Source organism: Dokdonia pacifica (assembly GCF_900188275.1).
Classification (GTDB): domain Bacteria; phylum Bacteroidota; class Bacteroidia; order Flavobacteriales; family Flavobacteriaceae; genus Dokdonia; species Dokdonia pacifica.
In genome coordinates this window covers 82,219-95,082 of the sequence record NZ_FZNY01000010.1, presented here as the reverse complement: position 1 = coordinate 95,082, position 12,864 = coordinate 82,219, and the positions used below count along the sequence as shown (strand labels likewise).

Genomic DNA, 12,864 nt, shown 5'->3' with positions numbered 1-12,864 from the left:
TTTTGATGAGGGAACAGGAGTTGTAAATTACACAATATCAAGTAAATTACTCACAAACAACATGTTGTAAAACACTTAACATTTCTTTCACGCAAGTATACCTGCATTTTAATTACTTTTATCATAAAACCACCAAAATGAGAAAGATACTTTTTACAATAGTGTTAGGTGTACTATGTACTCCCTTATTTGCAAACACTTCACTTACAGATGGATTTAATATTGGAAATCCTGAAATAGGCTCTATAAATGCGATGACCTTTGGTCCGGAGAGCATTTTATTTATAGGTGATAGTCAAGGAGCTCAAGTAGTTGCTATTGACTTAAGCACGGCTCCAACTGCTACTAATGAAAAATTAAATATTCCTGACGTAGAATTGCTTTTAAGCGAACTTTTAGGAGCAGATAGCGACCAATTACAGATTGTAGATATGGTTGTAAATCCTGCAAATCAAAACATTTATATTGGAGCACAACACAGTTCTGGAAAATCATTCCTCTTTTTAGTGAATAACAATTCATTAGAAATGGTGCCTTTGCAATCGGTTTCATATAGTAACACAGCAGTTTCTAATGCAATTGCTACAGAAGCAAAGGATCGTCGAGGAAGACCATTACGCAAATGGGCCATCTCTGATATAAAATATGCAAACGGACAAGTTATGGTTTCGGGATTAAGTAATGCTGAATTTGCATCTACTTTTAGATCCATTCCATTTCCTTTTACTCAAAAACAAGAAGAAAGCTCTTTAGAGATTTATCATGCTGCACATGGGCAATACGAAACTGCATCACCTATCAAAGCTTTTACAACAACTCAAATCAATAATGAACCACATCTTATCGCTAGTTACACCTGCACGCCATTAGTAGTATTTCCTTTAAGCGAATTAAAATCAGGCGCACATACCAAAGGACGTACTGTTGCTGAGTTAGGTAATTGGAACACACCTTTGGATATTATTGAAATGGAAAAAGAAGGCGCTCGTTACATCTTAATGGCTAATACCAATAGAGCACTCATGAAAATTAAAGTCGCAGACATTGAATCTTTTGGAAATTCATTAACTACGCGGGTAGCTGAACGTGCTGATACTGCTGGCGTTGATTTTATTAATCTTCCATTTGTAAATGTGCAACAATTAGATAAATTAAATGCTACAGAGTTTGTATTTATTCAACGAGAAGCATCTGGAAAATTAGCACTGAAAACTAGTAGTAACCGTTGGTTATAAAATATCTATATAAAAAAAGAAGTATCGTTAGTATACTTCTAATAATCATAGCCTTGGAGATGAATGCTCAATCTCCAAGGTTTTCTTTTACTAGTGATACCGTAACTTTAAAAAAGCCTGATCATTCAAAAGAGTCACATTTTAAAGTATACAAAGGAGCATATACATCTATACATCAAACGTTAGATAAAAAAGCTATTCTAGGGAATTATGCGCAAAACAATGGGGAACTCTATTTTATTCCTATCCTCCCCTTTCAAAAAAACAACCGCTATACGGTAGTCTATGAAAATGAAGTATATCCATTTACAATAGATTTAGATGCGTCATACAAACATTTACAGATCACTGAAGTGTATCCTAATTCAGACACGCTACCATCTAACTTTTTAAAATGGTACATCCAATTTTCAAAACCTATAAGCCCATCAAAAATATACGATCATATTTCTCTTATCAATAATAGCGATAATACTACAGTAGATCGCGCATTATTACCATTAGAAACTCCTTTATTATCAGACGATGGGACATTACTCACCCTATGGATTGAACCTGGACGACAGAAAAGAGACTTAGGCCCCAATGAACGTTTAGGAGAAGTTCTTATACCTGGTGAATCTTATACATTAATCATTGATGAACATTTAAAAGATCGTCAAGGAATTTCTATGAAAATGAATTTTAAGCATTCCTTTAGTGTCAGTGATCCCGATAGAAAAAAACCATCTATCACATCTTGGAAATTACAACTACCATTAGCAAATACGAAAGATCCTATCATACTACAATATCAAGAACAATTAGACTATGGTAGTCTTCAAAACACCTTGCAAATTGTAGACACTTCTGGAAATAGAATAAAAGGAAAATTCATCATAGCAGCAAATCAAAAAAATATTTATTTCACACCATTAAACAATTGGAATAAAAATACTTACACATTAAAATGTAAACCTATTATTGAAGATCTTTCAGGTAATAATTTAGAACGATTATTTGATCAGGATATTACAGCCAAAAGAACACCACCAATCTTAGAACTTTCTTTCTCTATAGAATGAAGACCTTATGATGAGTAACAGTAAACCCATTATTGATTCTCAGCAAGCCATTGTACATAGTTTATTACTTTTTGTAAAGCGCCATTACTTTCGTCATTCGTATGATTTATCGCTATAGAACAATTATATGCTGGAAAATGTATAAATAATGTTCCCCAAAAGCCAGAATGTAAATAGGCTTCTATACCTGATTTTCCCTTAATATATCCAAAACCTAAGCGATACTCAGTCAATGGGTCTCCAGAAAATTCTGATTTTAATAGCATTACGGGTATGGTTTCAGATTGTTCATAAATCTTATCTGAAAATAATGCTTGTAAGTATACTGCCAAATCTCTTGTGGTAGACTGTAAGCCACCACCTCCATATAAATCTACAGAGTTATCCCAATCTGAAGCATCTAAGGTATCCATATATCTTCTTACTGATGTTGGTAATCCATTTGGACGATCTTCTAATGATTCTAACCATGTAGAAGACATGCCTAGTTCATCAAATTTTAGTAATTCTCGCATGCCTTGCGCAAGGCCTTTCCCAGTTTGTTTTTCTATAATTTCTCCCAGTAAAACATAGCCCGTATCACTATAATGATAATTTTCTCCTGGTGCTCCTTGTGGTTTTCCGTGATCCATCGCCCATTGTATCTGTTCTGTACGGGTCCAACGTTTATTGGGATCTTTAGAAGCTTCATTGATATAATCCATATTTCCTTCGGCATAGTCAAAAAGACCACTGGTATGCATCATACATTGTTTTACCGTTATTTTAGAAGGCGTATACCCGCCATTTTCTAAAATGGCAATATGTTCTTTAGAAATATAATTTGTAATCGGGTCATCTATGGTTACAAGTCCTTTTTCGCGTAAGCGTAAAATACTCGTAGCTACAAACGTTTTGGTTAAACTCGCTATTCGAAAAGGCTGGTCAGGAGTAAGTACATGATCTTTTATCATACTATCATATCCCGATGCTCCTGAGAAATCAATACCGAGTTGAGGAGAAATGACCGTAAGTGATACCCCAGCAACAGCGGCATCTGTAGATTGCACTTCTTCTTCTAGAATACCAGAAAGCACCTCATCAGGAGATCCTGTATAGTTTATAATTTCTTTTTGACTTTTGCAGCTCATGAGGCATAGCGCCAAGCCTAATATGTAATATCTAATTGTCATTATATTGTTTTTTACAAAGATTACGCTTTCGCGAAAGCTACCATTGTAAAAATTCGTCATGAATATTTTGGGCGAACTTGTATAAAGGCCGGCGTTTGCAATAATTGCGCAGGTGTAAATGAAGTGTACCGTTTAATTTCTTTGATAAAATGACTCTGATCATAATATCCATATGTATGTATATAATGTTGCCAATCTGCATTTTGAGTCGTATACAACTCACGAATGGCTTGCTTATAGCGCTGTAATGATTGGAATTTTTTGGGGGTTAATCCTGTATCTCTTTTAAAATGACGCTCTAATGTAGAGTAAGAATACTTTGTCGCTTCCATAATAGTTTTAAGGTCACAAGAAGCACTTATCTCTTGTGCCATTTCAACCACAAAGCCTTCACGTTCCTTCGTATAATGTGTAAACAACCACTGATCTAACTCTGCTGCCATCTCTGCTGTTGTAAGAGTTTGTAAATGTACTTTAAAACGCTCTATTTTAGAATCAAACACATCATCAATATATGCAATAGAATCCCTCATAAGGGCATCTGAATTGAGGTCTAAAAAAGGTTTTAAAGAAGAAAGACCTCTAGACTTAAACTTAATAATAATGCACGATTTGAGGTGTGTCAAATCCATCACAACTTCTTTATGAATAAAACTAAAGAGTTGACTCTTATTAGACTTGAGACGTTTGCCCATATAATCAATGGTGTAATATCCCTCCAATACAATAATCATATCCGGTGTAATTCCTGGGTAGGCATATAATTGATTATTCCCAAAAGACAACTGTGTAATATCTTCTACAATCCAATAATGATCGATGTGGCGTTGCAATTCTGGAATTTGAGGTTCAAATAACATAGGCATTCATTAGGTATACTAAGATAGACGCTTTTTGTAAAGTTTTGTGACATAAAAACACTTTTATTTCTAATTGAGTATTCCTGAAAACACATGTACAACAAGTGGATACACCTTATTAAAAAAGGGTTTTTATTATCTAATAATGAGCTATTTAACTTATAATTTACTGTAATTAAATATGGAGCTTTGTCTTGTATTATTTTAAACTATAAAGCAATGAAAGCGACATTTAAAGAGAATATTCTTGTGAAGTTACAAGGAAATCTTCAGGTAAATTCAGAAGAAGAAGGGAAAAGAAACTTTATTGAAGGAGAGATGAAACTCCAAATTGTAGAGAAACATGATAAAAGTGTTTGTATAAAACTAGCAAAACTAGGATGGTATGGCCTAGGCGTAGCATCAAAAGGAAAAAATACTGGTAAAATAAGCGGAATGGCTCATTTTGGTAAAAGTACTATAAAACGAGAGAAAGAAGGGCTCTCATTTACGATACAAACTACCTCAGACATTGTTTACAAAGCTATTGAGGACGAATTAGGAGTAAACTGGATTAGTGATCATGTAACAACTGTAGAATCTGAAATTTTTGAGACTATCGTTTCTGGAAAATTTGATGTTTCTTCTGATAATGAAGGTAAATATCAATTAAGAGACCTTACGATTACTATGCGCTATAAAAATGGAGGTATTCGTTTAGTAGATAGCTTATACCTATATCAAAAACGTCCTTCTACATTCCTTTTAGCGGGCTCTACATTTGGTGATATTGGCAATATAGGAAATTGTCATCCTGATCTTGAAGTCAATGAGCGTACACTTACGATCCAACCTGTAGGATATAGAAGCAGCACTGCCGATACATCTCCAACGGGACAATCATTAGCGGTTCAGATGGCATCTGCAACCAACATATGGGGTAAATGCTGTATTAATTTTAATGTACTACCTATTCACATCATTACGGATGCAACCCTTAAAACAAGTAGTAATATTACAAATATCCGAGCTTCATATGCATCTCCAAATGCTAATGCTATTGAAGTATTTTTTGTAGACAATAATTTACCTTCTATAGGAGGTGGTGTTGCCAATGCCTGCAACTCTATATTAGGAAATGTAGTAATGAGTGATAACAATGCTGGAAACCCACAATTATTGTCACATGAATTAGGACATATTCTAGGCTTAGGGCATCCAGGAGCAACGTTTACTGGTTGTACAGAACCAGACGATAATACGGTGATGACACCATCTAATTCACCTAATAATCCAAACTCAACAAATAATACTCATTGGAATTGTATTAATGTTGCAAATCCTGCATTGAGTACATCTACAAATACGTGTTGTTTAATGCATGATATTCCAGATACTGTATTAAAAGATTTTCCAGAAGATACGGGTACCGAATCTAATCCTGGATTTCCTGGTAGAAACTTCTACTCCATGTCAAATGTATGGAACCGTCAAGCCAATGCAGCAGGAGGTTTAAATGCCGATGGAACTCCAGATCATGAAAACCCTGCAAAATTTGAAATGGATGGTGTCACTTTACACACCAATTATTTGTTTGCTAAAGTTGATGTGTTAGAAAACCTACGTGTAAGAGATGCCGAAGTTCGTTTTTACTTAAAACATCCTGGTGCAGGTGGCGGAGCCGCTAATCTTCAACTATTAGGAGCTGCCCCAATTACAGGAACACTTACTCCAGGAACTACACAAACAGTATCACTTCCTTGGACAGTACCTAATGGCAGTCCAACACATAGTTGTGTATTTGCAGTGGTACATACTCCAGCTGAGCCTAGTGAAGATATCACAGCGCTTAACTGGAATCAAACCGAACAACTAGTTCGTGATGATAATGATTGGGCTCAAAGAAACTTAACTATTGAAAGTACACTTATGAATTTTGGTAATATCGCCGAAGAGCAACTTTCATTTCAGCCTATTATTATTGACTATCCAGACGAAAAAGGATTAAAAACTGTGCCCTTACAAATAGAGGCAACAATTGCTGAAAACAAAGCTATTGACGCTGTTGAATTGGTATTCCCTAGTATGGATAAATGTATCATGGTAAAACCTGGAGAAAATCTTACTGTTGAAATAACAGATTCCTTACGCCCAGGTACTAAAGTATTGATGATCGCCAGAGCAAAAATGAACAAAGCCAGTGTTGATATCGGTAATGTACAAGAAGCGGTAGGGATAACACCTATCCTAGGTGATACCAAAATTGTAGGTTATGGCTTTAGCTTAAAAACTGGTAAAAACTCAAATGCAATATCGCAACTCATAGATAGAATACAAGGTGCTTTTGCTGACTTTGGTGAAATTGCTGGTCCGTCAAATTGGGACTGTCTATGTAAAGAATTACAAGAAATACGAAGAAATGGATGTTCCTCTTCTACTACATTGACAATGCTATTCAGAGATAAAGTAGATAGTCTAAAAAAATTACAAGAGACGTTACTAAAGAATGCAGAAGAAGCCTATCTATTTGCAGATATGGATTATGCATATGAAAAGCTATATCGTACTATCGAAAATCAAGAGTCAGATGCGCATTCATTTGATGCCATTAGAGATCTTATAAATAGGTTTGAAACACTTAATTGGTGTCTTTATCTATCCTATAGAGAAACGCCATTACTACAAGATGAAGCTTGTTAAATCAAACCTTATAACAATACATATTAATTCTAAAAATTTATATCATGGCAAATTGTAACGAACAACAATGTAAACAGATTCTTAAAGAACTAGCGAGGTCTAATGCAAGAGTTAAACGACGTAAAGAAAGAAGAGATAAGGTAGGTAATGCATTAGGAATAACTGCAGGACTATCAACAGCCGCAATCATTGTATGGATCTCTAAAAAAGCCGCAGTAAACGCTATTCCAGTAATAGGTTGGGTGATTGGTGGATCTACAGTGGCGCTTTTAGCAACATATATCGTATTATTTAGACTGCATCAAACAGAGATAAATAAAAGGGATAAAATATGCCAACGCGCACATGACGTCTGTGACAATGAATGTTTACCTGGTTATTGTAGATAAGGTAATCATACCGCTTAACATTAAAAAAGCTATACGTTTAGAACGTATAGCTTTTCTATTTTAAATGAATAGAGATCTGAATTCATGAATACAATGATACTCGTTGTAAACCATTATCGGGTTTTACTTTTTTTACATGAAATATGCTGAATATTAAACAATTACATATAACCTTTTAATTTTATCACAATGAAAAAAAGAAACCTTAATGACCTGAAACTTAAAAAAGAAATTATCTCTAAACCCATTAGTAAAAAAATCAAAGGAGGGTCTGCTGGATGTGGCCCTGGAAACATACAAATTGAAGAACCATTACCATCATTTGATCTCGAATGCTATTGGTCTAAGGGCTCGGAAGATATTACTAACCTATGCTAATAGTATTTAAAATAGTAACCTATAAATAGATATCACAATGAAAAATAAGAATCTTAATGAATTAAAACTTAAAAAAGAAACAATTTCAAAACTTGCAAGTGACACTATAAAAGGTGGAGGTACATCATTTACATCATGTATTGCATGTGATGCACCTAAACCAGGTGGACAAGAATCATTTGCAAATGAGTGTTATTGGTCTCAAGGCCAAGCAGACGCTTCTAATGCAGATTTATGTTTAGGTAATTAATCTAAAAAGCATGCATGGTCTTATTGATAGGCCATGCGTGCTTAAAACTTAAAATGAAAATGCATATAATTTCCAAAAAAGGGTTTGATTTTCAGATAGGAATCTTAGTTTCCGAGATGGAATATGTGAGAAATGAAACCTATAGATTATTAAAAACACAAAAATTAGCCACCAGTGAACTAGATTTTAATTTTGATGCATATAGTAATAGTATTGGAACTCTATTATTACATATTGCTTGCCATGAATTCAAATTTCAATTAAACAATTTTTATAAGAGAAATATAACGGAAGATGAATTCAAATTGTATCGTCATGCTATGCCATCTACTATGAATAAACGAGGTATCTATGGAAACGATTTAGATTTCTATTTAAAAGAATTAGAGTCGGTTAGAGAAAATACATTGTCGTATTTAAAAAATCTTAAAGATGAATGGCTCTTTGAAGAAATAATCCTTTCCAATGGTAAAAATATAGGGAATTACTATTATCACATAAGACACATCATAGATGATGAAATTAATCATCAAGGACAGATGAAGATTACGCTAAAAAGATTGAGCTTTTTATAAATATTCATAAAGACTTTTATATCTGGCACTATACTTTTTACGCTTTCGCGAAAGCGTATACATGTCGATCAAGAGTCGTTCATTCGATTCGTACTTCTCTCCAAAAATGTTATATAAGCTTGTGCAACTTTAGTAATAGGTAACACTTGAAGTAATGAGGTTAATAGTTTTCTTATTGCATTTATTTTAGTGTTAGGCATAATCCATAATAAAACCACCAACACCACAGAAAAAATCATCCACATTAAAAGATCTATATTCATAATAATCAACTCTTTATTGTTAAGACTGCATATTATGAAATAATTCAACATGTTTTGTAATCTAAATACTATTGAAGTTCCACATTACATTAACAATTCAAATGTTAATATCATTTAAAAGTTGTTAATAGAAACACTTAATTTATTTATTATCAATTGTTTAATTCTAAACAAAGAGAATATAAATACTGGATAAGTTATTAAGCAATGAAATATTACTTCTATATCTTCGCCTGATAGGTATATAAATCAAAGTATCTTCCCTCTTGCGCTATAAGTTCATCATGAGTCCCTTGTTCAGCAATACGCCCAGCTTCTATCACTAGAATTTGATCAGCTTTTTTTATGGTACTTAAGCGATGCGCAATCACAATCGTTGTTCTATCTTTTACAAGTTCAGCTAGTGACTTCTGAATCAAGGCTTCACTTTCTGTATCTAAGTTAGAAGTTGCTTCATCAAGAATGATAATTTTAGGGTCTGCAAGAATCGCTCTAGCAATAGCGATACGTTGTCGTTGTCCTCCAGAAAGCTTAACACCACGCTCTCCTATCAAAGTGTCTAATCCCTCTTCAAAACGATCTGTAAACTCATTGACATAGCCTGCTTTTACAGCTTGCTGTAATTGTTCTTCGCTAGCATTCGGTCTAGGAAACAAAATGTTTTCACGTATAGTGCCTTCAAATAAAAACTCATCTTGTAACACAACGCCTAAATGCTTTCTAAAGCTACTCAATTTCACTTTAGACAAATCCTGACTATCAATAGAAATTGTTCCTGAATCTGGATTTAAGAAGGTAGCACTCAGTCCTGCGATAGTGGATTTTCCAGAACCAGAACTTCCTACCAGCGCAATCACAGAACCCGCAGGGGCTTTAAAGCTTATATCATGTATCACTTCTTTCCCTTCTTCATAGGCAAATGACACCTTATCAAAACTCAAATTACCTTTAAAGTCTGTTAATTCAACAGTACGATCTCCAACCTCATCTTCAGGAGTCATATTCATCAGTTCTTCTGTACGATCTAACCCTGCAAGCGCTTCTGTCAACTGGCTTCCTATATTACTCATCTGTACAATAGGAGCTATCATCAATCCTAGATATAATGTAAACGATAAGAATTGACCCGTAGACATTTCATCTTGAATCATAAAATACCCTCCAATCCCCATAATTCCAACAGAAGCAAGCCCTAGTAAAAATGTAGAAGAACTCGACATTACAGCAGTGGCTGTCAAACTTTTCTTTACATTCTGGAATAGTAAATCCACTCCTTTTTCAAATGATTTATTTTCTTGATCTTCTGCATTAAATCCCTTAATAACTCGAACCCCAGCCAATGTTTCTGTTAATCTACCCTTTACCTCTGCATTGATTTTTCCTCTATTTCTAAAAATAGGGCGGATATATTTAAAAGCACGTAATGCCACATACCCAAAAATACCAACAGGCAAAAACACAAAAAGTGTCATCCACGGATTAATTTGTATTAATAACACAATAGAAACTACTGCCGTAATCGTCCCTCCTACCAATTGTACCAATCCTGTACCAATAAGATTTCGCACACCTTCTACATCACTCATAATACGTGATACCAAAGCACCTGATTTTTCATTATCAAAAAAACTAATAGGAAGAGACAATACCTTTTTTTGTACTTGAGCACGCAGTTCTGATATCACATATTGTGCTTGTACACTTAAAATACGTGTTAGTAAAAAAGAAGTAATTGCTTGTATTAATAACGCCGCTCCAACAAGCCACAAAACATTATCTAGCCTATCCATATATTTACAGAATACAATCTCATCAATTAATACTTGCGTTTGCCATGGCAATACTAAGCTAGCTAATCGGCTAATAGCAATAAGAATCAATCCTATAAAAACCAAGTTACGGCGTGGCCAAATAATTGTTTTAAATGCTTTTCCTATAGTAATTCTAGACCTTTCTTGATTTTTAGCGTTTTTGGGAGGAGTTTGTGCAAATTCTTTCATGAATACATAAATACATAGAGTACCTCAAAGATAGGTCAAAGTATAAACCCTATTCTTAAAATAATCTCATTTTTTACTTTGCATCATTCCAAAGTTTATTACCTATAATAATAGGCATCACTTCCTTTTTATAATTTCTACTTAGTGGGATTTTAAAATCCTTAACATGAATCTCATGAGATTCTATCGTATCTATTTTTGAGATAGCAACCACATAGGATTTATGCACTCGTATAAAAGCATTTTTATCTAGTTTTTCTATCACATTTTTAAGAAAAAGTAAGGTGATATAACGTCTTTCCGTCGTTTGAATAATGACATAATTTTGCATGGCTTGTACAAAAAGAATAGCATTTACATGTATCTTTTCGTACTTCCCATCGCATTTAATAAAAAAACAATCTTGCTCTTCTTGAAGAGTTTCGGTATCCTCTATAGATTGTTTTAAAACATATTGGGTTTTTGCTTTAGAAACCGCAGCAAAAAAACGATTAAACGAAATAGGTTTTAATAAATAATCCAACACATTCAGTTCAAACCCTTCTATGGCATAGTTAGGAAATGCCGTCGTAAGGATAGTTATAGGAGGGTTTTTGGTCATCTTCAAAAAATCCAACCCATTAATAACAGGCATTTGAATATCTAAAAATAATACATCGATATCTTCTATATTCAGCGACGAATTCATTTCTAGAACCGTACTAAAACTCCCCATACAACTAAGAAAATCAATTTCTTGAATATAATTGGTAATACACTCTCTTGCTAAAGGCTCATCATCTATAACAATACACTTTATCATGCCGTTACTTTTTGAAGTTGAACATGTGCTTGCGTTGTTAACAGTAAAGAAAGCTGTACAGTATATCGATCTTTATTTTCTGTAACCACCAATGTATATGTATCTGGATATAATAAATCAAGGCGACGCTTTACATTTTTAAGCCCTAATCCCTTGTAAGAAGCATCTTCTAAGGTATGTGTCTGAATTTGAAAGTTAGCACTATTGGCTATAAAAAGTGTCAATGTATTTTCTTGTAAACTTAAATCAAATTGAATCCATTTCTTTAATTGATGATCTTCTGCCAAATGTTTAAATGCATTTTCTATAAAAGGAATTAAAATAAAAGGAGCTATCATCACATTGGTCGATACCGTTTCCGGATACGATTCTTTTAAAGAAAAATTAGCATTCTGACGTAAGCTTTCTAATTCAATAAAACTCTTAATGTACTGTATTTCATTACTTAATTGAATCGTAGGAGTATTGCATTCATATAATTGATAACGTAGTAAACTAGAAAACTTCACAAGAGATTCTGAAGCCATTTCTGTATTCTTATTAATCAGAACAAAAATAGAATTAATCGTGTTGAACAAGAAGTGAGGATTAAACTGTGATTTCAAAAACTTAAGCTCTGTCTCTAGTTTTTCCTTTTCTAAAAGTTGTTGTTTTTTTTGAGATAACAACCAATTCTTAGCCAATTTAATACTCATCCCTAATGTCATCGCTGCAACACAAGAAGGAAATGCATTATTCTTAAAGATAGTGACAGGAGATGCTGGGACAATTTTAAATAATTCATAAGGAGAAGTTCCCGCAATAGCACCCGCTATATAATAATTACATGTGATGAGGGTTGCAGTAACTACTATTGTAGCAATAAGAGCGCCAAAAAAGGGGATGTATCTGTGTTTTTCTAAAAACCTAGGAATCAGTACGTGTACACAGAAATAAACGCTAAGAGTATGAAAGCTCACATAACTAAAGTACTTCACAATATTATGTGGTTCTTGCAATGTTTCAAAAATGCCAAAAACACTTCCTTCATAAACAGACCACCACACAAAATTGTATAAAGCCCATAAAGCAACATGGTGGAGTTTGTACCGCATTAGTTGAGAAAGTATCAAATGTAACTTCTTAGTCATCCCATAAAAATACAATAAGCCATGAGTAATTACTAAACATTACTTGACAAGAAGTAAGAAATAATTG

General features: G+C 33.8%; 12 protein-coding genes. 7 read left to right on the top strand and 5 right to left on the bottom strand.

Going from position 1 to position 12,864, the window contains the following annotated elements:
* The first annotated feature begins 137 nt into the window (after positions 1–137).
* Complete coding sequence (locus tag CHB80_RS22185; RefSeq protein WP_089373718.1) at positions 138–1,235, top strand: hypothetical protein; 1,098 nt, start codon at positions 138–140, stop codon at positions 1,233–1,235.
* A 59-nt stretch (positions 1,236–1,294) separates the two neighbouring features.
* Positions 1,295–2,299, top strand: a complete 1,005-nt coding sequence (locus tag CHB80_RS22180; protein ID WP_143337222.1) for an Ig-like domain-containing protein — start codon at positions 1,295–1,297, stop codon at positions 2,297–2,299.
* Between the two features lie 29 nt (positions 2,300–2,328).
* Here CHB80_RS22180 and CHB80_RS22175 read toward each other — a convergent pair whose 3' ends face one another.
* Positions 2,329–3,471: a serine hydrolase domain-containing protein gene (locus CHB80_RS22175; RefSeq protein WP_179218248.1), complete on the bottom strand. Its 1,143-nt coding sequence runs from the start codon at positions 3,469–3,471 to the stop codon at positions 2,329–2,331.
* Between the two features lie 56 nt (positions 3,472–3,527).
* The gene (locus tag CHB80_RS22170; RefSeq protein WP_089373715.1) at positions 3,528–4,337 is read right to left on the bottom strand and encodes an AraC family transcriptional regulator; all 810 of its coding nucleotides are present in this window, start codon (positions 4,335–4,337) and stop codon (positions 3,528–3,530) included.
* A gap of 213 nt (positions 4,338–4,550) precedes the next feature.
* Between CHB80_RS22170 and CHB80_RS22165 the strand changes: the two genes are divergently transcribed.
* The 5 genes from CHB80_RS22165 (at position 4,551) to CHB80_RS22145 (ending at position 8,602) form a co-directional block, all read left to right on the top strand.
* Complete coding sequence (locus tag CHB80_RS22165; protein ID WP_089373714.1) at positions 4,551–7,010, top strand: zinc metalloprotease; 2,460 nt, start codon at positions 4,551–4,553, stop codon at positions 7,008–7,010.
* Positions 7,011–7,054: 44 nt separating this feature from the next.
* Positions 7,055–7,399, top strand: coding sequence for a hypothetical protein (locus CHB80_RS22160; RefSeq protein WP_089373713.1), 345 nt, complete (start codon positions 7,055–7,057; stop codon positions 7,397–7,399).
* Positions 7,400–7,588: 189 nt separating this feature from the next.
* On the top strand, positions 7,589–7,777 hold the full coding sequence (locus tag CHB80_RS22155; RefSeq protein WP_089373712.1) for a hypothetical protein: 189 nt from the start codon (positions 7,589–7,591) through the stop codon (positions 7,775–7,777).
* A gap of 37 nt (positions 7,778–7,814) precedes the next feature.
* Complete coding sequence (locus CHB80_RS22150; RefSeq protein ID WP_089373711.1) at positions 7,815–8,027, top strand: hypothetical protein; 213 nt, start codon at positions 7,815–7,817, stop codon at positions 8,025–8,027.
* A 53-nt stretch (positions 8,028–8,080) separates the two neighbouring features.
* Positions 8,081–8,602, top strand: coding sequence for a DinB family protein (locus CHB80_RS22145; RefSeq protein WP_089373710.1), 522 nt, complete (start codon positions 8,081–8,083; stop codon positions 8,600–8,602).
* A gap of 484 nt (positions 8,603–9,086) precedes the next feature.
* Here the strand turns inward: CHB80_RS22145 and CHB80_RS22135 are convergent, their stop codons facing one another.
* The 3 genes from CHB80_RS22135 to CHB80_RS22125 all read right to left on the bottom strand — a co-directional run bounded on the left by CHB80_RS22135 (position 9,087) and on the right by CHB80_RS22125 (position 12,761).
* Positions 9,087–10,865 (bottom strand): ABC transporter ATP-binding protein, encoded by a 1,779-nt coding sequence (locus CHB80_RS22135; protein ID WP_089373708.1) that lies wholly within the window; start codon positions 10,863–10,865, stop codon positions 9,087–9,089.
* A 73-nt stretch (positions 10,866–10,938) separates the two neighbouring features.
* Complete coding sequence (locus CHB80_RS22130; protein ID WP_089373707.1) at positions 10,939–11,667, bottom strand: LytR/AlgR family response regulator transcription factor; 729 nt, start codon at positions 11,665–11,667, stop codon at positions 10,939–10,941.
* Entirely contained in the window at positions 11,664–12,761 is a 1,098-nt protein-coding gene (locus CHB80_RS22125; protein ID WP_179218247.1) for a sensor histidine kinase, read from the bottom strand. Before CHB80_RS22125 ends, CHB80_RS22130 begins: the two co-directional genes overlap by 4 nt.
* Positions 12,762–12,864: the final 103 nt, after the last annotated feature.